Genomic DNA, 20658 nt, shown 5'->3' on the forward strand with positions numbered 1-20658 from the left:
CTGTGGGTGGTCCGGCCTCAGAATCCGAGGTCGCGGCCGATGAGCTCTTTCATGATCTCGTTGGATCCGGCCCAGATCTTGCTGACGCGGGCATCGCGCCACGCACGCGCGACACGGTACTCGTTCATGAAGCCGTATCCGCCGTGCAGCTGGACGCAGTGGTCGAGGACGTCGTTCTGGATCTCCGACGACCACCACTTGGCCTTGGCCGCGTCGATCGCGGTCGCCTCGCCGTCGGTGTGGGCCAGCACGACCTGGTCGACGTACGCCTCGGCGACCTCGATCTTGGTCACCAGCTCGGCGAGCAGGAACTTGTTGTGCTGCAGGCTGCCGATCGGCTGCTTGAACGCGACCCGGTCGTGGGCGTACTGGATCGTCTCGGCGAGGATCTGCTTGGCGTGGGCGATGTTGGACACCGCGCAGGTCAGGCGCTCCTGCGGGAGGCGCTCCATCATGTAGATGAAGCCGCGGTCGACCTCACCGATGATCCGGTCGTCGCCGACGCGGACGTTCTCGAAGAACAGCTCGGAGGTGTCGGCCTCGCTCTGCCCGACCTTGTCGAGCTTGCGGCCGCGGCTGAAGCCCACGTCGGTCGCCTCGAGGCCGAACAGCGTGATGCCCTTGGCGCCCTTGTCCGGCGACGTACGCACCGCGGTCAGGACCAGGTCGGCGGAGTAGCCGTTGGTGATGAACGTCTTGGAGCCGTTGATGACCCACTCGTCGCCGTCGCGGACCGCCGTGGTCTTGAGCGCGGCGAGGTCCGAGCCGCCGCCGGGCTCCGTCATGCCGATCGCCGTCAGGATCTCGCCGGTGGCGCAACCAGGGAGCCAGCGCTGCTTCTGCTCGTCGGTCGCCAGATCGACGATGTAGGGCACCGCGATGTCGGAGTGGATCGCGGCGCACGACGCGAGCGCTGCGTTGAGCTTGCTGAGCTCCTCGGCCCAGATCGCGTTGAACCGGAAGTCGCCTGCCTCCGCGCCGCCGAACGCCTCGGGAATCTCGAGCCCGAGGAAGCCCTCGGCGCCGGCTGCGAGCCAGAAGTCGCGCGGGAGCGCCTTCTCCTCGAGATAGGTCTCGAGGTTGGGAGTCACGTGCTTGGCCAGGAAGGCCGCACACGAGTCCCGGAATGCTTCGTGGTCCTGGTCGTAGATCGTCCGCCGCACCGCACTGCCTTCGTGATCAGGGAAACTGGGAGGAAACGCGCTAAGCGCTTGCTTAGCATGCAAGCCCTCCGTCATGCTGTCAACCGAAAGAGGGGTGACATGACGACCATCACGGCACGTGAGCGGCTCATCAACGCCGCGATCGAGGCGTTCGCGGAGAAGGGCTTCGCCGGCACGACGACGCGCGACATCGCCTCGCGCGCCGGCATGAGCCCTGCGGCGGTCTACGTGCACCACGACTCCAAGGAGAGCCTGCTCTTCACGGTCAGCATCGAGGGCCACCGCAGCGCGCTCGACGTCATCACCAGGGCAGCGGCGTCCAGCACCGACCCCATCGAGCGGCTGCGGTCGATGGTCTACGACTTCAGCCTCTGGCACGCCGACAACAGCCGCGTCGGACGGATCGTGCAGTACGAGTACCACGCGTTGAGCGACGAGCACCGCGCCGAGGTCGCGACCTACCGGCGCAGCATCGAGAAGACGATGCAGGACGCCCTGGCCGACGGTGTCGACCAGGGCGTCCTGGATGTCGATGACGTGCCGGGGACCGCGTTCTCGCTGCTGTCCCTGGGCGTCGATCTGGTGCGATGGTTCGAGCCGGGCGGGTCACGCTCCGCCGATCAGCTCGCCAGCCTGCATGCCGACCTGGCGGTCAGGATGGCCCGCCGCACTTAGGCCTGGAGAACGGCCTCGGCGACGATGTTGAGCTTGATCTTGTCGCCGATCATGACCTTGTCACCCTCGAGCGGGATGTTGAAGTCGATGCCGAACTCCTTGCGGCTGATCTCACCCTTGGCCTCGATGCCGACACGGGTACCGCCCCACGGGTCGCTGCCCTCGCCGAGGAACTCGACCTCGAGCTCGATCGGCTTGGTGACGCCCTTGATGGTCAGGTCGCCGCTGAGGACGAACTCGTCGTCGCTCTCCTGCTTGATACCGGTGCTCTTGAAGGTCATCGACGGGTAGGTGTCGACCTCGAAGAAGTCGCCCGAGCGCAGGTGCGCGTCCCGGTCGGCGGTGCCGGTGTTGATCGAGTTGAGGTCGACGGAGACCTCGACGGTCGACGCAGTCACGTCGTCGGCGGAGACGACGGTGCCCTCGAACGTGTCGAACTTGCCGCGGACCTTGCTCATCAGGTGGCGGACCGTGAAGCCGATCTCGGTGTGCGTCGGGTCGAGCTTCCAGGTGCCGGTCGTGACTGCAGCTGTGGTGGTCATGAATTCTCCTCAGAAGTATGTAGTTGATCCTTCAACGAGTTAGACTCTAGCACGATGTTGAAAATTCAATCAACAGTCTCACACAGTAGGATGGATCACATGGAGACGACGACGGCCACCCCGTGGCTCACCGAGGAGCAGCAGCGCATCTGGCGCTCGTTCCTCGGCGGCACCACCGTTCTGATGGATCGACTCGATCGCGACCTGCGCGCCGCGCACGGTCTGTCGATGCCCGAGTACGAAATTCTCGTACGCCTGTCCGAGGCTCCGGGTCGGTCAATCCGCATGGCGGAGCTGGCTGACGCCGTCGCGCACTCCCGCAGCCGGGTGACCCACACGATCGCCCGGCTCGAGCGCGAGAACATCGTCGTGCGCGGGCAGTGCTCCGAGGACGGTCGCGGCGTGTCCGCCGTGCTGACCGATCACGGCTTCAGCGTCCTCGAGGCCGCCGCACACACCCACGTGCAAGGTGTGCACGACTACCTCATCGAGAACGCCGATGCCCAGGACTTCATCGCGATGGGCCGCATCATGCAGAACGTCGTCGAGCAGCTGCACGGCAAGAACTTCTAGTCGCGGGTCAGCTTGCGGTAGGTCACGCTGTGCGGGCGGGCAGCCTCTTCGCCGAGGCGCTCGACCTTGTTGACCTCGTAGTCCGCGAAGTTGCCCTCGAACCAGAACCAGCGAGCCGGGGTCTCGGCGTTGCCCTCCCACGCCAGGATGTGGGTCGCGACGCGATCGAGGAACCAGCGATCGTGCGAGACCACGACGGCACAGCCGGGGAAGTCCAGCAGCGCGTCCTCGAGGGACTGCAAGGTCTCGACGTCCAGGTCGTTGGTCGGCTCATCGAGCAGCAGCAGGTTGCCGCCCATCTTGAGCGTGAGGGCCAGGTTGAGCCGGTTGCGCTCACCGCCTGACAGCACACCGACCTTCTTCTGCTGGTCGGGACCCTTGAAGCCGAACGACGCGACATAGGCACGGCTCGGCACCTCGTAGTTGGCGACCTTGATGAAGTCGAGCTCACCGGACACGAGCTGCCAGATGTTGAGGTCGTTGTCAATGCCGCCGCGGCCCTGGTCGACGTAGGAGATCTTGACCGTCTGGCCGACCTCGAGGGAGCCCTCGTCGGGCTTCTCCTCCCCCACGATCATGCGGAACAGCGTCGACTTGCCGACACCGTTGGGACCAACGACGCCGACGATGCCGGCGCGCGGCAGGTCGAACGTGAGGCCGTCGAACAGCTCACGGTCGCCGAAGCTCTTGTGCAGGTCCTTGGCGTTGAGCACGACGTCACCGAGGCGCGGACCGGCGGGGATGTTGATCTCCTCGAAGTCAAGCTTGCGCCCGCGCTCGGCCTCGGCAGCCATCTCCTCGTAGCGGCTCAGTCGCGCCTGGTTCTTGACCTGGCGTGCCTTGGCGTTGGACCGGACCCACTCGAGCTCCTTGGCGAGGATCTTGGCACGCTTGGCGTCCTTCTTGCCCTCGACCACGAGTCGAGCCTGCTTGGTCTCGAGGTAGGTCGAGTAGTTGCCCTCGTAGGGGTGCGTCTTGCCGCGGTCGAGCTCGAGGATCCACTCGGCGACGTTGTCGAGGAAGTAGCGGTCGTGGGTGATCGCCAGGACGGCGCCCGGGTAGGACGCGAGGTGCTGCTCGAGCCAGAGCACGCTCTCGGCGTCCAGGTGGTTGGTGGGCTCGTCGAGCAGCAGGAGGTCGGGCTGCTCGAGGAGCAGCTTGCACAGCGCGACACGGCGGCGCTCACCACCGGAGAGGTGGTCGACCAGCTCGTCAGGCGGAGGGCACCGCAGGGCGTCCATCGCCTGGGCCAGCCGGGAGTCGAGGTCCCAGGCGTTGGCGTGGTCGAGGTCGGTCTGCAGCTCACCCATCTCGGGCAGGAGCGTGTCGTAGTCGGCGTCGGGGTCGGCCAGCTCCTCGCTGATCTTGTTGAACCGGTCGATCTTGGCCTTGATCTCGCCGACGGCCTCCTCGACGTTCTCGAGCACCGTCTTGCCCTCGGTCAGCGGCGGCTCCTGCAGGAGGATGCCGACCGACGCATCCGGGTCCTTGATCGCGTCGCCGTTGTCGGTCTGCACGATGCCGGCCATGATCTTGAACAGCGTCGACTTGCCGGTGCCGTTGGGCCCCACGACGCCGATCTTGGCACCGTGGAGGAACGACAGCGTGACGTCGTCGAGCACGACCTTCTCGCCGAGCTTCTTGCGGACGTTGCGGAGGGTGAAGACGTAATCGGCCATATGGGCAAGCCTATAGATCCGGGCCCAGCGGGACGAATCGGATCACGCAGCCGGCGCCTCGGCCGGCTCGCCCTCGAGCGCAGCCAGAGCCGCGCCGGTGTCCTCGCGCACGGCAGCCGGGGGCTGACGGTCGACGCGCTGCAGCTTGGTGACACCCCACGTGAGGTCGTGACCGATCAGGGTGGCCTCGAGCACCGTGCTCTCGCGCGGCTCGCCGTCCTGTGTCGTCCACTTCTCGGTGCGCATCTTGCCGATCACGACGATCGGATCGCCGACCTCGAGCGAGTCGGCGACGTTCTGGGCCAGGTTGCGCCAGGCCTTGACCGAGATCCAGATCGTCTCGAGGTCGCGCCACGTGCGGGTCGCCTGGTCGAAGTAGCTGGGCGTCGACGCGACGCGAAACAGGACCCACGGCACGGTGCCCTCGCGCAGCTCGACCTTGGTGCCGACGCGGCCGTGGAACGTCATGGTGTTGTCGTTGGACATGGAGATCTCCTTCGCGGTTGAGGAGCTCCAGACTCGCGTCCACCGGCGTGTGACGACAGCGCCGCCGTACGCCCTGTGGACCCACGACCGGCCACGGGCCGGCCTGTGGATCAGCCGAGGGCGGCGAGGATGCCTGAGCGGTAGGCCGCGTAGGAGTCGAGCTCGGCCTGGATCGGCGCGATGACCCGCTCGGCGGTGACCCGGTCGATCGCGTCACGGAGCTGGTCATCCGCGCGCCGGGCCTTGCGACGACCGCCGATGCGCGACGCCAGGCTGGACAGCGCCGCGAGGACGAGGCCTGCGACCAGGGACCCGCCTGCGACCACGGCGGCCATCGGCACGCCGCCAACCTTGCCGAGATCGGGCAGGTCGAACGACGCGAGCGGCTGGATGCCCTGCGCAGCGAGCCAGCCCAGACCACCCACCATCGCGACGAACAGCAAGAGCTGGAGCACCTGGACGATGCGCCACCAGACGGCGGGGCGGGCCACGCCGAGGCTGGTCTCGTGGATCGCTCGGTCGAGGGCGTCGATGATGTCGTCGCCCGGCGGGTTGGAGGCGTCGCGGATCGCGTCGCGCCACGGCCGCTCGAGGCCGACCGATGCCTTCTCGGCGGCGTCACGGATCGCGAGCTCGGCATTGGCGCGCTGGACGTTGCCGGTCTCGGGAACCGCGACGCGTGCGAGGGCCGACATCGACAGGTCGTCGCCGAGTCCCAGCTCCTTGAGCGGGTCCTTGCGGAGACGGCCGAGCCAACGGGCCACCGGCCATCCGGTGCGCTGCGCGGCACGACGGCGGGTCGACAGGGACACCGCGTCGACGATCTGAGGCACACCTGCGCACTCGACCAGGGCGTCGTCGAGCGCATCGCGGTCGGCCGGTGCCAGCCCAGGCGTCTGGCTCGTGCCGCCGACCTGGGCGATGACGCCGGCCGCGGCGGAGATGTCGGAGGCGAGCCTCGACCTCGCCGCGGACTTGGCACGGATGCGGCTCGCCATCTCGCGCTTGAGGTCCTCGATGCCGTCACCGCGGGTGGCGGACACGCCGATGACCGTGACGTCGGGCAGGCCTTCGTCGGCGAGGATGCGCTTGACGTCGGTGAGTGCGCGCTCACGCTGCTCGAACGGGATGCGGTCGATCTGGTTGAGCACGACGAGCGTCACATCGGCGTACGACGCCATGGGCTTGATGTAGCGGTCGTGGATCGCGGCGTCGGCGTACTTCTGTGGGTCGAGGACCCACACGAGCAGGTCGGCGTACTTGATCAGGCGATCCATCTCGAGGTGGTGCGACACCTCGGTCGAGTCGTGGTCGGGCAGGTCGAGCAGCACGAGTCCGTCGAGCTTGGTGTCCTCGGCGGAATGGTCGAGCATGCTCATGCGCGACACCTGGTGACGGGCCGGTATGCCCATCCACTCCAGCAGCCCCTGCGCACCGTCAGGCCCCCAGGCGCAGGCCAGGGCCCACGAGGTCGTCGGGCGGCGCACGCCGACACCGGCGAGCTCGAGATCAGTCAGGGCGTTGAACAGCGAGGACTTGCCCGACCCGGTGGCGCCCGCGAGCGCGACGATCGTGTGGTCGCCGGACAGCTTGAGGCGCTCGGCGGCCCGGCCGGACAGCATCTCGGCAGGCGCGAGGATCTCGTCGTCAATGCGGCCGCGGCTCGCCTCGACCGCCTGGGTGAGACCGTCGAGCCGCTTCGCGACATCGTTTCGGCCGCCGCCGAACACTGCTTCGGCGGCGTCGCTCGGCGCTGTCATGAAGTCGTCTCTCCGTTCAGGAAGTCGGCATGTCGAGCGTATTCGGCCTGACGGGCAGATTCACGGAGGACGGCCTGGTCCGCCTTGATGGTGTCGGGCGACTCGACGAGGTCGAGGAAACGCTGCATCTCACCTTCGAACAGCGCCGCGACCCGTGACTCCAGGTCGGCCTGGGCGCGTGCGGCGAGGCTCGCGACGACCTCCTCGCCGAAGATCGCATCGAGGAGCTTGTGGCCGAGAGCGGCGGTGCCGCCGGCCTCCTTGCCCTCGCCGTTGCGCGAGAACATCACGATCATCAGCGCGACGCCGATGCCGTTGACGCCGAATGCGAGGAACCGTGCGGTCATGCGCTTGTCGGCGCCCTCGACGCGTACGAGCTCGAGCACGGCCTGGCGCCAGTCGTGGACCATGCGCTGGGCGCGGACCCGGAAGTCACGCGACGCGCGGTCGATGCCGCGGTTGGCGTCGAGCAGCGTGCGACCGGCTGGGGTGTCCGCCCAGGCGCGAGACGCCACCTCGGCCGCAGCCTCGGCATGCTCGACCAGCAGCATCTGCACGCCGGTCTCGATGGCCTCGACGACCTCGGTGGAGCGCGTACGTTTGCCGGTCACGCCGTCGACGAAACGGTCGCGGATGCGGGTGACCTTCTCCTCGACCGATCGCAGCAGCTCGCCGGTGCCGACGAACTCCTGCCAGCGCGCGAGCACCTCGCCCTTGAGCACCGTGCCGTCGCTGACCTGCACCGTGAAGGTCTCGAGCGCCTTGCGGTAGATCGTGTCGATGTCGCCGTGCATGACCTCGGACGCCGCGATCTGGGCGTCCATCGCGTCGGCGACGTCGTGGGTGCGCAGGACGACGTGGCGCACGGCGCCGTCGAGCGTACGGACCATGACCATCTTGCGGGCAGCTGGATCGGCGGCGAGCTCGTGCAGCCACACGACGATCGGCGAGACCGCTTCGCGCGGCAGCAGGCCATCGGCATCGACACCCGACTCGGGCACCGTGAAGAGCGGTGAGTCCGACAAGCCGCGAGACGTCATCATGCGGGCGAGGTGGCCACGCACCTCGAGGACCGCGTCAGACGTCGTGCGGTCGAGGACCACGGCGACCGAGGTGCTGCGCTCGGCGGCCTGGCGCAGGTAGTCCCACGGCACCTGGTCGGCATAGCGCGCCGCCGAGGTGACGAAGAGCCACAGGTCGGCGGCGGCGAGAAGCTGGGCGGCGAGCTCGCGGTTGCCCTGGTCGATCGAGTCGACGTCGGGCGCGTCGAGGATCGCGAGTCCCCGTGGGATCTTGTCCGAGGACGCCAGCCGCAACGCATAAGTGTCATTGGTCGGCACGTCGGTGCGCGGCAGGTCCGGCAGGATGCGGTCGGGCAGGAACCACTCGGCGTCGTCCGGGTTGTGCACCAGCACCGGCGAGCGCGTGGTCGGCCGGAGAACGCCTGACTCGGTGACCCGCTCCCCCACCAGGGAGTTGACCAGCGTGGACTTGCCGGCACCGGTCGAGCCACCGACCACCGTCAACAATGGCGCATCGAGCTGGACGAGCCGCGGCAGGACGTAGTCGGACAGCTGGTCGGCGACCTTGGCCTGGGTGCGACGCGCCTCGTCGACGCCGTCGACCTCGAGGCGCAGCGAGATGTCGCGAACGCTGGTCAGGAGCTTGCTCATCGCGCCAAGGAGCTCGGCCGAAGCGTGTTCGCTGGCCACTGGGTGCTCCTCTCGTCGACGGTGGTCTGTGCGCAATGCGGGTCTCTGCACAGATTAGTGGACGTGGGGGCACTTCGCCGCCACGCCTCGTGCTACGCAGGAGTCAGGAGTGACGGACGGTGCTTTGCAGAGCCGGCGGGAATCGCAACATCGGTCGCAGCTCGTACATCGCGTCGAGCAGGGCATACGTACGCTCGACGCCTCGCGGGATCTGTCGGCCGCTCATCAGGCCGTCGTGCAGGAACGCCATCTCGGTCGCGAGGCCCTGGTATCGCTTGACGACCTGCGCCGCGACCTTGCCGCCGTGACTCTTGGCATAGCGGCGCGCGGCCTTGCGATAGCCGAAGCGCGAGAGGTAGGGGATCTCGGCGGGGTGGATCCAGCCGCGCTGCGCGACGTACGACAGCGAGCGCTCGAGGATGCGGACCTGCCGGGTGCGCACGATGATCGCGAGCACCGCCAGAGCGACGAGCACGACGCCCAGTGCGAGGTAGGCCAGGACGAACCCGACGCCACCGCCATAGCTCAACGAGCCGTTCCAGAGGCCGTGCAGGCCGGCGCTGACGATCAAGCCGAGCGTGCAGATCAGGACCTTCATGGTCTTGGACCGGCGAGCGGCGGCCAGCCCGACCGCGATGCCGAACGCGGACGTGAAGAGCGGGTGCGCGAACGGGCTGAAGAGCCCACGGACGACGAACGTCGCCGTGGCACCCTCGGCGCCGGCCACCTGGATGTCGGGCGAACCGAGATAGCTGCTGGCGTAGTAGCCGATGTTCTCGACGAACGCGAAGCCGATGCCGACGATGCCGGCGTAGATCAGGCCGTCGAGATATCCGTCGATGACCCGGCGCGCCCGGGTGAACGTGAGGATGAGGAACAGGCACTTGGCGGGTTCCTCGACGACCGGCGCGATGAACGAGGCCATCTGCTTGTCACTGAGGTCCCAGATCTCCTGGATCGAGAGCTCGAGGGTGAGGGCGATCGTCACCGCGATGACGCCACCCCACACGAAGGCGGCGAACTTGTAGCGGCGCGGCTCGGGTTCGTAGCGATCGAGCCACCAGTAGACGAGCCAGAGGAGCGGCAGCGGGATGAGTGCGTAGCCGATCGACAGCGTGGAACCGGCCGCGTCGCCGTCACTCCCCCGCCACGCGATCCATGCCGCGCCGAGAACCCCGGCGACCGCGACGACGACGAAGATGACGATCAAAGCCGTGCGGCCGCGCTGACGGATTGCCTCGGTGTACTTGGGCAGCGCGGCTGGAATCGCGGCGGCAGTCGCTTCTGTCACCCGCAAATCGTAGGGCATGCCACGGGTCCGGCCGCCGGGTCCGCCTGCCCGATGACGTACGCCGATAGGCTTGGTCCGGGTTTCACGACCCGAGCGCCCGTAGCTCAGCCGGATAGAGCAAGAGCCTTCTAATCTCTAGGTCGCAGGTTCGAATCCTGCCGGGCGCGCCAATCCTCCGTAAGGTCACTTACCGGCTCCCGGCGTTCAGGATTCGGGGAGGAGGGCGCCCAGCGCCCGACGGAGTCCTGCCGGGCGCGCCAATCCCGACTTCGGCTCCAGAGCGCTGACCCACCTCCGGGCGTATCGTCGGCGGTACGAATCGCAGGTCGGGGGACCAAGGCAGGGCTCCCATGGATGTGCAGCTGGTGATCGACATCCACCGGCACCTCGACGCCCCACGGGACCGTGTCTTCCGCGCCTTCGTCGACGAGGACGAGCTCACCGCCTGGTTCGGGCCGTTCGCAGCCTTCGTCGTGCCCGGCACGCTGTCGATCGACCCCCGGGCCGGCGGCCACCGCAGGCTCACGATGGCCACCTTCAGCGGCTCGATGAGCTGGTCGGTCGACACGACGTACACCGAGGTGGTCGAGAACGAGCGACTCGTCGGGAGCGAGCAGGTGACCGGCATCGCTGCGTTCGAGGGCGAACCGCCGTTCACGGTCCGTCTCGAGTTCTTCGACGAGAAGGGCGGCACCCGGGTCGAGCTGCGCGCCGGACCATGCTCGCGCGACATGGAGGCCACGAGCCGCGACTTCTGGATGCAGTCGTTCAGCAAGCTCGACAGCCTGCTGGCCCGCACGACGGGTCCTGATCCGTACTAAACTTTATGGTTGTGCAACCGTACGGTTGTCGATAGGCTCCCGGCATGACCGTCATGGAGGAAGACCTCGACCTCGTGTTCGCAGCGCTCGCCGACTCGACCCGGCGCGCGATCCTGGCGCGGCTTGCCGAAGGTGAGGCCACCGTCAGCCAGCTCGCCGAACCCTTCGCGATGTCACAACAGGCAGTGTCCAAGCACCTGAAGGTCCTGGAACGCGCCCACCTGATCTCGCGGACCAAGGACGCCCAGTCCCGACCGTGCCGGCTCGACGCCGACCAGCTCGAGGATGCCGTCGGCTGGATCGAGCGCCACCGCAAGATCTGGGCCGACCGGCACGACCGGTTGGCCGATCACCTCGCGGCCCTGCCCGAGGAGACGTCATGACCGAGACCGGCGAGATGAGGTTCAGTCGGGTGCACACGGCATCCCCCGAGCGCCTCTTCGACTGCATGACGACGCCTGAGCACCTCACTCACTTCTGGGGACCGGCCGGCACGACGACACCACTCGACGGCATCACGGTCGACCTGCGGCCCGGCGGCGCGTTCGAGACCACGATGGTCAACGACGCCGACGGCAGCGCATACACGATGAAGGCCGTGTACGCCGAGGTCAGCCGTCCGCACCGGCTGGTCTGGGTCGAAGCCGGAGTCGAGGGCGGCATGCGCACCGAGATCACCTTCATCGACCTGGGTGACGGCCGCACCGAGGCCGTGACGCACCAGACGAACGTGCCGCAGGCCTATCTCAGCGCCGAGGCACAGGCGGGATTCCGGACGAGTCTCACCCGGCTCGACACCTACCTCGCCTCGCTCGATCCCGAGCAGTGACCGACAGGAGACCGACATGCCCCAGCTCACCTCGGCCGATGGCACGACCATTGCGTACGACCGAGTCGGCGCCGGCCCGCCGATGGTGCTGGTCGACGGCGCCATGTGCCTTCGCGGCGCCGGGCCCATGGATGCCCTCGCGGAACGCCTCGCGGACCGCTTCACGATCTTCACGTACGACCGCCGTGGTCGTGGCGAGAGCACCGACACCCCGCCGTACGCGGTGGAGCGTGAGGTCGAGGACCTCAGCGCGCTGATCGATGCGGCGGGCGGCGAGGCGTGCGTGTACGCGATGTCGTCCGGTGGCGCGTTGGCGCTGGCCACGGCAGCGGCCGGTGCACGGATCACGGGTCTCGCGCTGTACGAGCCGCCCTACGTCGCCGAGGCAGAGGGTGACGCGGTGAGCGCCGACTACACGGCTCGCCTCGACGAGCTGCTCGCGGCCGGCGACCGGGGCGGCGCGATCACGCTGTTCATGACCCGGGTCGGCGTCCCGCCTCAGGTCATCGACGGCATGCGCGCAGGTCCGGGCTGGGCCAGGTTCGAGGCCATCGCGCCCACCCTCGCGTACGACAATCGGCTGCTCAACGGGAGCCGGGTGCCGCGCGAGCTCGCGGCCCGCATCACGACGCGCACCGTCGTGCTGAGCGGCGGTGCGAGCCCGGACAGCCTCCATCAGGCGGCGAGGGCCACGGCCACCGCGCTGCCGAACGCCGAGCACCAGATCCTCGAGGGGCAGACCCACGACGTGGCACCGGACGCGCTGGCACCTGCGCTGGTCGACTTCTTCGGCTGATCAGTCGCGACGCAGGCCGAGCGCCGACAGCGCCTTGGGGGTCAGCGCTCCGCCGGCTTCGCCACGGTCGACCGGCGTGAGGAATCCTCGCTTGCGCGACTGCGCGACCCGGTTGGTCCAGGTGCCGGCGGCGCCACCGAAGCGCTCCGCCAAAGCCTTGGAGGGGGTGCGTACGCCCGACTCGACCAGCGACACGTACTCCAGGGCGAGAGCGGCCAGTGCGTCGTCACCGCTGCCGAACGCGCCGCCGCTCTGCTCGAGCAGGTCGGCGAGACTCACCCTCGGCGTCGGCGATGCCGAGAGCGAGTCCTTGGTGGCGAGTCGCTTGGCCTCGGACAACAGCGAGCCGAGCGGCAGCTCGCGGACGTCGTTGCCGCTGATGCCGGAGTCGGGGTCGAGCAGCCGGAGCGTGACCTCGCGGACGTTCCACTGGCGGTGCGTGCCTCGGCGGTGGAGGCGGACGCCGACGCCCCAGTCGTCGGCCAGGCGGAGCGCCACGAGCCGGTCACCCTCGTCGTCGGTGTCGACGGCATGCGGTTCGAGCAGGTGGTCGAGCATCTCTTCGAGGCTCATCGCACTCCTCAGTGGTAGTGACTTGACGTTACCACCGAGGACTCGGCCTGTCAGGATGTCTCCGTGAACCCAAGACTGACTCTCACCTGCATGTCCCTCCTCGCCCTTGCGGCCTGCTCGGGCGACGTCCAGCCGACGAATTCGTTCCATCACGAGGGCACTCGCGTGTTCGAGGCGTACGGTCAGCGCGGCGACGTCACGAAGAAGGTCACGATCCCGCCGGGCTCGACGGATCTGCGGCTCAAGATGGACTGCATCAACCCGTCCGGCTACATCCAGGTCGACGTCGGGATCGCGTGGGGCGATCTGGCCTGCGGCAAGGACAGTGCACCTGACGGCTACATCGGGATCGGCGCATCTCCTCAGAACAAGTGGGACACGATCAAGTCCATCGTCGTCACCGCACCGGCCGGTGCCACGTGGTCTGTCGCCGTGGATGCCCTCGACTCACCGCAGAACTGACGCATCACGTCAGGTGCTCGGCCGCAGCTTCCTTGATGGCGCGAGCCGTGGCCTCGAGAGCCGGGGTCTGCAGGGCCCACTGCTGCCAGTGCAGCGTGACGTCGACGTGCCCACCGGGATCGAGGTCCACCAGCAGGCCGCCCCGTTCGCGCTCCTCGTACTGCTCCTTGGGAAGCATCCCCCACCCGAGCCCGAGCGCGATGGCCTCGGCGAACTGCGAGGACGCCGGGACGTGGTGCCGCGGCGGGGCCAGCCGGCGACGGCTGCGCTGCCGGAGGTAGGCGTCCTGGAGGTCATCGTTGCGGTCGAACACCACGACCGGAGCGCGCGACAGGGTCGCCACGTCGACCCCGTCCCCGAACCACTCGGCCACGAAGTCCGGGGTCGCCATCGGCCGATAGCGCATCGTGCCGAGACGCGTCGACCGGCAACCTTGCACCGGCGCTGCGTCCGAGGTGATCGCCGCCATCACGGTGCCCGAGCGCAACAGCTCGGCTGTGCGGCCCTCGTCCTCGCGCCTCACGTCGAAGTAGGCCGTGCCGGCGAGTGACGCGAGGGCGGGCAGCACCCACGTCGCCAGCGAGTCACCATTGATCGCCAACGGGATGGTCGGCGGGCGCTGCTCGGTCGGGTCCACCTCGAGACGTACGTCCTGGACGAGCGCCTGGACCTGGCGAGCCAGCCGGAGGTACGCGTGCCCGGCTTCGGTCGCTTCCGTGGGCTTGGTGCGGCGAACGAGGACCCGACCCGCGGACTGCTCGAGGGCCTTGATGCGCTGACTCACCGCCGACGGCGTCAGGTGCAGAGCCGCCGCCGCAGCGTCGAACGAGCCCTCGTCGACGACGGCAGCGAGGGCGCGCAGCTGGGAGAGGTCGACGTCAGACACATCAGCGATGCTAATGCATCGTTCGAAACATGAACTGGTCTTATGTCCGGGCAGCACGTTGGATGGAGCCATGGATCACGCAGCCCTCGTCGCCGCCCTGGCCGGGACAGGCTTCGGCCTGTCGCTCATCGTCGCGATCGGCGCGCAGAACGCGTTCGTGCTGCGGCAGGGTCTCCGGGGCGAGCACGTGCTGGCGGTGGTCCTGATCTGCGCCGTCTCCGACGTCGTGCTGATCGCGCTGGGCATCGCCGGCATCGGCAGCCTGCTGGAGCTGGCGCCGTGGCTGCTCGACACGATGCGGATCGGCGGGGCCGCGTTCCTCCTGACGTACGCCACGATCGCCGCCCGGCGGGCGCTGCATCCCGGAGAGCTCGACGCCGAGACCTCCGGGGCTGCCACGCCGCTGTGGCCGACCGTCACCACGGCGGTGGCGCTGACCTGGCTCAACCCGCACGTCTACCTCGACACGATCCTGCTGCTGGGCTCGGTGGCGGGCACGCATGGCGACGACCGCTGGTGGTTCGGCGCGGGCGCCGCGATCGGATCGGTCGTCTGGTTCTCGGCCCTCGGCTTCGGTGCGCGGTTGCTGCGTCCGCTCTTCGCGAAGCCTGTAGCGTGGCGAATCCTCGATGCGTTGATCGCCATCGTCATGGCGGCGATCGCAGTCAGCCTGCTGCACGGTCTAATGGAGGGGTGAGGTCCTTCGCTCTCGTCGCCATCGGAGGCGCCGCGGGCACCCTCAGCCGCCATGGCATCGCCGAAGCGCTCGACAGCGACCGGCTCTTCCCGCTCTCGACGTTCCTGGTCAACGTGACCGGATCCTTCGCCCTCGGCGCTCTGCTGGCGGTACTGCTCGTACGCGATCACAGCGCGCCAGCCAACCGGCTGCGACTGCTGCTCGGCGCAGGCTTCCTCGGGGGCTACACGACGTACAGCGCGCTGGCGGTCGAGACCGACACCCTGCTGCGCGGTGACCACGTGGTCCTGGGGCTGACGTATGCCGTCGGCAGCGTCGTCGCCGGAGTCGTCGCCGCATACGCCGGCGTCGCGGCGGGTCGAGCGGTGGCTCGATGACGACGCTGCTGATGGCGCTCGCCGGCGGGCTCGGCGCCGGCACGCGGTGGTCCCTCGACGCCTGGCTGCGACCCCGGGTCTCACCGCGCCTCCCCTGGACGACCCACCTGATCAACATCACCGGATCGCTGCTGCTCGGTCTCATCGTGGGCCTCGGCGCCGACGACACCTGGCACACAGTGCTGGGCACGGGGTTCCTCGGCGGCTACACGACGTTCAGCACTGCCAGCGTCGAGTCGGTGCACCTGGCCCTCGACGGTCGCCACCGAGCCGCGACGGTCAACGCCGTCGGCATGCTGGTGCTCAGCGTCGCGGCAGCATCGCTCGGCTATGCCGCGGGTCGCGCCCTGTAGCTATTTCGCTGCCGCGATGGCGGCGCTGATGTCGGCCTGGGTCGTCGCCACGGGCTTGCCGTCGATGACGACGGTCGGCGTCCCGTCAATTCCATCGGCCTTGCCTGCCTGCAGGGCCTTGCGGACCCACGGCGCGTAGGTCTGGTCCTTCACGTCCGCATCGATGCCGGTGACTCCGGCCTGCTTCGCAAGATCGATCAGTGTCGCGTCGGGAAGCCCGTCGCCGCCCTCAGGAGGCTGGTTGGCGTAGAGCAGGTCGTGGAACTTCTTGTAGGCCGCGACGCCACCCTTGTCGAGCACCGCCATCGCAGCACTGGCCGAACGCGTGGAGTACTCCGTCGAGCTCTTGGCGTCGAGGAACGCGAACATCCGATACTCGATCGTGATCTCGCCCTTCTTGACCAAGTCGTCGAGGAAGGCTCCGTTCTGCTCCTCGAACGCCTTGCAGACGGGGCACTGGAAGTCCTCGTAGAGAACCACCCGAACGGGATCGGCGCCTGCGGTTCCGCCGGCGTCGGCCGCCGAGTAGTCGAAGCCGTAGCTCGAGTTGGTGTGCGCCGGCTTGACCAAGGGGCCGACGGGCTTGTCGTCCCCGCCCGCCGACGACACCGCCCACGCTCCGACGGCGATCAGCGCCACGACCACCACGGTGATCGCGATCGTGATGAGGTTGCGCTGCTTGCGATCGGCCTTCTCGCGCTCCTTGCGCATCTGCTCCGCGCGCTCGGCGCGTTGCCTGCGGTCGGAGGCGGAGGCCATGACTCAGGACTTCTTGGCGGCGTCAATCGCCTTCTGGATCGCGTCAGCTGTCGGCGACTTGACGTCCTTGCCGTCGATCCGGACCCACGGCGTGCCCTGGAAGCCGTCGGACTGCGCCTTCTCGAGCGCCTTGTCGAGCCACGGCCCGTAGACCTTCTTGCGGACGCAGCTGTCGATGCCGGTGACACCGACCTGCTTGGCGTCGGAGATCAGCTCTGCGTCCTCCGGGCCGGCGGTCTGCTCGGCGGGCTGGTTGGCGTAGAGCAGGTCGTGGAACTTCTTGTAGTCCTCGACGCCGCCCTCGTTGAGCACGCACATCGCGGCGTTGGCGGCCCGGCTCGAGTACTCGTTGGCGCTCGAGCGGTCGAGGAAGCTGATCGGGCGGTAGTCGATCGTGATCTCGCCCTTCTTGACCAGGTCGTTGAGGAACGCGCCGGTCTGCTCCTCGAACGCCTTGCAGACGGGGCACTGGAAGTCCTCGGTCAGCACGACCTTGACCGGGTCCGTGCCGGCCTTGCCCCCGGCGTCGGCGGCGGTGTAGTCGAACCCGAACGTCTTCTTGTCGGTGTGCGCCGGGTAGACGAGCTTGGTGGAGTCGGTGTTGCCGTCCTGCGCACTCTTGACGGCGAAGCCAGCGACGGCGATCAGGGCCACGACGACGACGACGATCCCGACAGTGATCAGGTTGCGCTGCTTGCGGTCGGCCTTCTCGCGCTCCTTGCGCATCTGCTCCGCACGGGCGGCACGCTGCTGACGTTCGTTGCTCACTGATTTCTCCTGGGTCGGGCGGTCACCATCGTGACCAACGCGGCTCGCTCGTTGAAGGTTCCATCAGACCCTACCGGCCCGCGTGAAGCCCAGTGTCGATATGTCGCGTCTGACGGGCGTACTAGTGTTCAGCGGGTGAATGACAAGCTGGTGTGGATCGACTGCGAGATGACCGGACTCTCGCTCGAGACCGATGCATTGGTCGAGGTGGCCGCCTTGGTCACCGACTACGACCTCAACGTCCTCGGCGACGGGATCGACCTCATCGTCAAGCCCCCGCAGGCCGCGCTCGAGCAGATGAACGACTTCGTCCGCGAGATGCACACCGGCTCGGGCCTGCTCACCGAGCTCGAGGACGGCCTGAGCCTGCGAGACGCCGAGGAGCAGGTGCTGGCGTACGTCCGGGAGTTCGTCAAGGAGCCCGGCAAGGCGCCCATGGCCGGCAACACGATCGGCACCGACCGGTCGTTCCTCGCTCGCGACATGACCGAGCTCGAAGGTTGGCTCCACTACCGCGTCATCGACGTCTCCTCGATCAAGGAGCTGGCCCGTCAATGGTTCCCGCGGGCCTACTTCGCGGCGCCGGCCAAGGCGGGTCACCACCGTGCGCTGGTCGACATCCAGGAGAGCATCGAGGAGCTTCGCTACTACCGCCGCGCGGTTTTCACCCCGGATCCGGGCATCGACACCGACTCGGCCAAGGCCATCGCCGCCGAGGTCGCCGGATCGCTGACGGGTGAGGGGCGGGCTACGGTCTGAGCCGCGTCAGGTCTGCGTTAGACTTCCTGACGCCGTGTCGGGCGTATGCCCGGCACGCGTGGTGGGCGTAGCTCAGTTGGTAGAGCACCGGCTTGTGGTGCCGGTGGCCGCGGGTTCAAGTCCCGTCGTCCACCCCACGAAGACCCTCGGTTCCGCAAGGACCGGGGGTCTTGTCATTGATTGGCCAGGTGGATGTCGCCGCTGGTGGTGACGGCTCGGACGAAACCCTTGCCGGCGTCCGCCACGGAGATCGAGTTGGTGACCTCGCCGTCGAGGGTGTTGGAGATGTCGCCGGACTTGGACGAGACCATCACGGCATACGAGCGCTTGCCTTCGGGCACCGTCGCCCGGATGTCGCCGCTCGTGGTGTTGACCTTCAGTCCGAACGGCTGCGTCGCGAATGTCGCGTTGATGTCGCCCGAGCCGGTCCTGGCGTCGAGCTCGTCGACCCTGAGGTCCGCCACCGTCAGGTCGCCGCTCCCGGACCTCACTGTGAGCGATCCCTCGGCGAGCGAGTCGGCCCTGACGTTGCCCGACGTCGACTTGACGACGATCGGCAGCCCCTTGGGCACCTCGAGCGTGGTGGAGACCCCGCACCCCGGCGACAACCACGTCTTGCACGCGGAGACGATCTTGATCTCGTTGCCGCGGCGACCCAGCTGATAGGTCGTCTTCTGCAGGCCCGAGGTGATCCGCGAGCGGATCCTGACCACGCCCTCCTCGCCCTCGACCAGGCGCACGTTGGCCGTGCCGGCGTTGATCACGAGCTGGGAGACGTCACCGAGCTCGACATCCGCGGTCGCGATGCGGGTGTCGCGCCTCACGAGCGAGGCGCCGAGCACGAGGCCACCGAGCAGCACGACGGTGGCGATCGTGCTGATCACAGTCAGCAGGGTGCGCGACGCCGGCGAGCGGACGTCGTAGTCGGCAACGGTCTCTTGAGCCATCAGGCGGTCTTCGCCTTTGCTCTGGTCGTGGCGATCGGCACGACGTCCTCAGCACCCATGCGGGCGGCGTCGGCAGTCTCGTCATCGGGCATCATCTGGCTCTCCCGTTCGGCTTCGACCCGCTTGAGGTAGTGGTCGACCTCGTTGTCCCGCTGGGCCTTGGTCCAGCCGAGGACACCGGCCATCAGCTCGGCAACCTCGGCGGCGACGTCGGTGCCACGGTCGAACGTCTCGATCGAGATGCGCGTACGACGAGCGATCGCGTCGTCGAGGTGCCGGGCGCCCTCGTGCGTCGCGGCGTAGACGATCTCGGCGCGCAGGTAGTCGTCGGCGCCCGTCAAGGGCTTGCCGAGGTCAGGGCGCTCGGCGATCAGGTCGAGCAGCTCGAGAGTCAGCGATCCGTAGCGGTGCAGGAGGTGCTCGACGCGGCCGACGCCCAGACCGCTCGACGCTGCGAGCATCTGCCGCTGGTTCCACATCGCTTCGTAGCCGTCGGCACCCAGCAGCGGCACGTCCTCGGTGCACGAGTCCGGCACCCGGCGGTCGAGCAGCGATGACATGCCGTGGACGGCGGCATCGACCGCGTCCTTGGCCATGATGCGATAGGTCGTGTACTTCCCGCCCGCGATGACGACGAGACCCTTGACGCTCGTGCCGACCGCGTGCTCGCGGGACAGCTTGCTGGTCGCCTCGTCCTCACCGGCCAGCAACGGGCGCAGCCCGGCATAGACCCCCTCGACGTCGTCATGGGTCAACGGCTCGACGAGCACCGAGTTGACGTGCTCCAGGAGGTAGTCGATGTCGCTGCGGCTCGCCGCCGGGTGGTCCTTGGACAGCGACCAGTCGGTGTCGGTCGTGCCGATGATCCAATGACGACCCCAAGGGATGACGAACAGCACCGACTTCTCGGTGCGCAGGATCAGTCCGGACTCACCACGAATGCGGTCGCGCGGCACGACGAGGTGCACGCCCTTGCTGGCACGTACGTGGAACTGGCCGCGCTCGGATGTCAGTGCCTGCGTCTCGTCGGTCCAGACACCCGTCGAGTTGATGACCTGCTTGGCGCGGATGTCGAACTCGCGCCCGGACTCGAGGTCCTTGACCGTCGCGCCGGTGACCCGATCGCCCTCGCGGAGCAGCCCGACGACACGCGTACGACTTGCGACATGTGCGCCGTACGCCGCAGCGGTGCGCGACAGGAACATCGTGTGGCGGGCGTCGTCAACCTGGCCGTCGTAGTAGTGCAGGGCGCCGATCAGGGCGTCCTTGCGCAGCGCGGGCATCATGCGGCGCGCTCCCCTGCGGGTCAGGTGACGGTGCAGCGGGACGCCCTGGCCGTAGCCGGAGGCCTTGCTCATGGCGTCGTAGAGCGCGACGCCGGAGCCGGCGTAGAAGCGCTCCCAGACGCGGTGCGTCAGCGGGTAGAGGAAGCCGACCTCGCGGACGAGGTGCGGGGCCAGCTTCTGCAGGCTGAGGCCGCGCTCCTTGAGGGCCTCGGCGACCAGCCGGAAGTCGAGCATCTCGAGGTAGCGCAGGCCGCCGTGCATGAGCTTGCTGGAGCGGCTCGAGGTGCCAGACGCGAAGTCACGGGCCTCGACGAGCCCGACGGACAGCCCACGGGTGGCGGCATCGAGCGCGGCACCGCCACCGACGACTCCGCCGCCGATGACGAGGATGTCCAAGGGACTCGCCGCCATCGCGTCGAGAGCGGCTTGACGGTTCTCAGGTGACAGGGCTACCGATCGCATGC

24 protein-coding genes and 2 tRNA genes are annotated in these 20658 nt (G+C 68.2%); 13 read left to right on the top strand and 13 right to left on the bottom strand.

Annotated elements, in window-relative coordinates:
* Nucleotides 1–17 precede the first annotated feature (17 nt).
* Nucleotides 18–1163, bottom strand: coding sequence for an acyl-CoA dehydrogenase family protein (locus ESP70_RS04800; RefSeq protein ID WP_149688168.1), 1146 nt, complete (start codon nucleotides 1161–1163; stop codon nucleotides 18–20).
* A gap of 99 nt (nucleotides 1164–1262) precedes the next feature.
* Between ESP70_RS04800 and ESP70_RS04805 the strand changes: the two genes are divergently transcribed.
* The gene (locus ESP70_RS04805; RefSeq protein ID WP_149688169.1) at nucleotides 1263–1838 is read left to right on the top strand and encodes a TetR/AcrR family transcriptional regulator; all 576 of its coding nucleotides are present in this window, start codon (nucleotides 1263–1265) and stop codon (nucleotides 1836–1838) included.
* Here ESP70_RS04805 and ESP70_RS04810 read toward each other — a convergent pair.
* Nucleotides 1835–2380 carry a YceI family protein gene (locus tag ESP70_RS04810; protein WP_149688170.1) on the bottom strand — a complete coding sequence of 182 codons (546 nt, stop codon included), beginning with the start codon at nucleotides 2378–2380 and terminating at the stop codon, nucleotides 1835–1837. The two genes, ESP70_RS04805 and ESP70_RS04810, sit on opposite strands and share 4 nt — an antisense overlap.
* A 99-nt stretch (nucleotides 2381–2479) precedes the next feature.
* Between ESP70_RS04810 and ESP70_RS04815 the strand changes: the two genes are divergently transcribed.
* Nucleotides 2480–2953 carry a MarR family winged helix-turn-helix transcriptional regulator gene (locus tag ESP70_RS04815; RefSeq protein ID WP_149688171.1) on the top strand — a complete coding sequence of 158 codons (474 nt, stop codon included), beginning with the start codon at nucleotides 2480–2482 and terminating at the stop codon, nucleotides 2951–2953.
* Here ESP70_RS04815 and ettA read toward each other — a convergent pair.
* From ettA to ESP70_RS04840, 5 genes are all read right to left on the bottom strand, one after another.
* Nucleotides 2950–4632 (bottom strand): energy-dependent translational throttle protein EttA, encoded by a 1683-nt coding sequence (gene ettA, locus ESP70_RS04820; RefSeq protein ID WP_149688172.1) that lies wholly within the window; start codon nucleotides 4630–4632, stop codon nucleotides 2950–2952. The two genes, ESP70_RS04815 and ettA, sit on opposite strands and share 4 nt — an antisense overlap.
* Before the next feature lie 42 nt (nucleotides 4633–4674).
* The gene (locus ESP70_RS04825; RefSeq protein ID WP_149688173.1) at nucleotides 4675–5118 is read right to left on the bottom strand and encodes a single-stranded DNA-binding protein; all 444 of its coding nucleotides are present in this window, start codon (nucleotides 5116–5118) and stop codon (nucleotides 4675–4677) included.
* Nucleotides 5119–5228: 110 nt separating this feature from the next.
* Nucleotides 5229–6878, bottom strand: coding sequence for a GTPase (locus tag ESP70_RS04830; protein WP_149688174.1), 1650 nt, complete (start codon nucleotides 6876–6878; stop codon nucleotides 5229–5231).
* On the bottom strand, nucleotides 6875–8590 hold the full coding sequence (locus ESP70_RS04835) for a GTPase family protein (protein WP_246161799.1): 1716 nt from the start codon (nucleotides 8588–8590) through the stop codon (nucleotides 6875–6877). Before ESP70_RS04835 ends, ESP70_RS04830 begins: the two co-directional genes overlap by 4 nt.
* Before the next feature lie 103 nt (nucleotides 8591–8693).
* Nucleotides 8694–9881: a PrsW family intramembrane metalloprotease gene (locus ESP70_RS04840; RefSeq protein ID WP_188110486.1), complete on the bottom strand. Its 1188-nt coding sequence runs from the start codon at nucleotides 9879–9881 to the stop codon at nucleotides 8694–8696.
* 93 nt (nucleotides 9882–9974) lie between these two features.
* On the opposite strand from ESP70_RS04840, the gene ESP70_RS04845 reads away from it, so the two are divergent.
* From ESP70_RS04845 to ESP70_RS04865, 5 genes are all read left to right on the top strand, one after another.
* Nucleotides 9975–10051: transfer RNA gene (locus ESP70_RS04845), tRNA-Arg, on the top strand.
* Between the two features lie 180 nt (nucleotides 10052–10231).
* Nucleotides 10232–10702, top strand: coding sequence for an SRPBCC family protein (locus ESP70_RS04850; protein ID WP_149688176.1), 471 nt, complete (start codon nucleotides 10232–10234; stop codon nucleotides 10700–10702).
* Between the two features lie 44 nt (nucleotides 10703–10746).
* Complete coding sequence (locus tag ESP70_RS04855; RefSeq protein WP_188110487.1) at nucleotides 10747–11085, top strand: ArsR/SmtB family transcription factor; 339 nt, start codon at nucleotides 10747–10749, stop codon at nucleotides 11083–11085.
* Nucleotides 11082–11531 (top strand): SRPBCC family protein, encoded by a 450-nt coding sequence (locus tag ESP70_RS04860; protein WP_149688177.1) that lies wholly within the window; start codon nucleotides 11082–11084, stop codon nucleotides 11529–11531. Before ESP70_RS04855 ends, ESP70_RS04860 begins: the two co-directional genes overlap by 4 nt.
* A 16-nt stretch (nucleotides 11532–11547) precedes the next feature.
* A complete protein-coding gene (locus ESP70_RS04865; protein WP_149688178.1) occupies nucleotides 11548–12327 on the top strand; it encodes an alpha/beta fold hydrolase in 780 nt (259 codons plus the stop codon).
* Here the strand turns inward: ESP70_RS04865 and ESP70_RS04870 are convergent, their stop codons facing one another.
* Nucleotides 12328–12900 (bottom strand): hypothetical protein, encoded by a 573-nt coding sequence (locus tag ESP70_RS04870; RefSeq protein WP_149688179.1) that lies wholly within the window; start codon nucleotides 12898–12900, stop codon nucleotides 12328–12330. It lies immediately after the preceding gene.
* Nucleotides 12901–12990: 90 nt separating this feature from the next.
* On the opposite strand from ESP70_RS04870, the gene ESP70_RS04875 reads away from it, so the two are divergent.
* A complete protein-coding gene (locus ESP70_RS04875; protein WP_149688180.1) occupies nucleotides 12991–13362 on the top strand; it encodes a hypothetical protein in 372 nt (123 codons plus the stop codon).
* A gap of 4 nt (nucleotides 13363–13366) precedes the next feature.
* Here ESP70_RS04875 and ESP70_RS04880 read toward each other — a convergent pair whose 3' ends face one another.
* On the bottom strand, nucleotides 13367–14248 hold the full coding sequence (locus ESP70_RS04880) for a LysR family transcriptional regulator ArgP (RefSeq protein WP_149688181.1): 882 nt from the start codon (nucleotides 14246–14248) through the stop codon (nucleotides 13367–13369).
* A gap of 70 nt (nucleotides 14249–14318) precedes the next feature.
* On the opposite strand from ESP70_RS04880, the gene ESP70_RS04885 reads away from it, so the two are divergent.
* From ESP70_RS04885 to ESP70_RS04895, 3 genes are read left to right on the top strand one after another with little or no spacing between them, the layout of a single operon-like run.
* On the top strand, nucleotides 14319–14945 hold the full coding sequence (locus ESP70_RS04885; protein ID WP_149688182.1) for a LysE/ArgO family amino acid transporter: 627 nt from the start codon (nucleotides 14319–14321) through the stop codon (nucleotides 14943–14945).
* Entirely contained in the window at nucleotides 14942–15322 is a 381-nt protein-coding gene (locus tag ESP70_RS04890) for a fluoride efflux transporter FluC (RefSeq protein ID WP_188110489.1), read from the top strand. Before ESP70_RS04885 ends, ESP70_RS04890 begins: the two co-directional genes overlap by 4 nt.
* Entirely contained in the window at nucleotides 15319–15675 is a 357-nt protein-coding gene (locus ESP70_RS04895; RefSeq protein WP_149688184.1) for a fluoride efflux transporter FluC, read from the top strand. The genes ESP70_RS04890 and ESP70_RS04895 overlap by 4 nt, the downstream gene beginning before the upstream one ends.
* On the opposite strand, the gene ESP70_RS04900 is transcribed toward ESP70_RS04895, so the two are convergent.
* Together ESP70_RS04900 and ESP70_RS04905 are read right to left on the bottom strand one after the other, a co-directional pair.
* The gene (locus tag ESP70_RS04900) at nucleotides 15676–16434 is read right to left on the bottom strand and encodes a DsbA family protein (protein WP_149688185.1); all 759 of its coding nucleotides are present in this window, start codon (nucleotides 16432–16434) and stop codon (nucleotides 15676–15678) included.
* Nucleotides 16435–16437: 3 nt separating this feature from the next.
* Nucleotides 16438–17202, bottom strand: a complete 765-nt coding sequence (locus ESP70_RS04905) for a DsbA family protein (protein WP_149688186.1) — start codon at nucleotides 17200–17202, stop codon at nucleotides 16438–16440.
* A 135-nt stretch (nucleotides 17203–17337) separates the two neighbouring features.
* Between ESP70_RS04905 and orn the strand changes: the two genes are divergently transcribed.
* Both orn and ESP70_RS04915 read left to right on the top strand, forming a co-directional pair.
* Nucleotides 17338–17961, top strand: coding sequence for an oligoribonuclease (gene orn, locus ESP70_RS04910; protein ID WP_149688187.1), 624 nt, complete (start codon nucleotides 17338–17340; stop codon nucleotides 17959–17961).
* A gap of 61 nt (nucleotides 17962–18022) precedes the next feature.
* Nucleotides 18023–18098 (top strand) — tRNA-His (locus ESP70_RS04915).
* Nucleotides 18099–18134: 36 nt separating this feature from the next.
* Here ESP70_RS04915 and ESP70_RS04920 read toward each other — a convergent pair.
* Both ESP70_RS04920 and ESP70_RS04925 read right to left on the bottom strand, forming a co-directional pair.
* Nucleotides 18135–18908, bottom strand: a complete 774-nt coding sequence (locus ESP70_RS04920; protein WP_149688188.1) for a DUF4097 family beta strand repeat-containing protein — start codon at nucleotides 18906–18908, stop codon at nucleotides 18135–18137.
* Complete coding sequence (locus ESP70_RS04925; protein ID WP_149688189.1) at nucleotides 18908–20656, bottom strand: glycerol-3-phosphate dehydrogenase/oxidase; 1749 nt, start codon at nucleotides 20654–20656, stop codon at nucleotides 18908–18910. The genes ESP70_RS04920 and ESP70_RS04925 overlap by 1 nt, the downstream gene beginning before the upstream one ends.
* Nucleotides 20657–20658 lie beyond the last annotated feature (2 nt).

Source organism: Aeromicrobium ginsengisoli (genome assembly GCF_004134905.2).
GTDB classification, from domain to species: domain Bacteria; phylum Actinomycetota; class Actinomycetes; order Propionibacteriales; family Nocardioidaceae; genus Aeromicrobium; species Aeromicrobium ginsengisoli.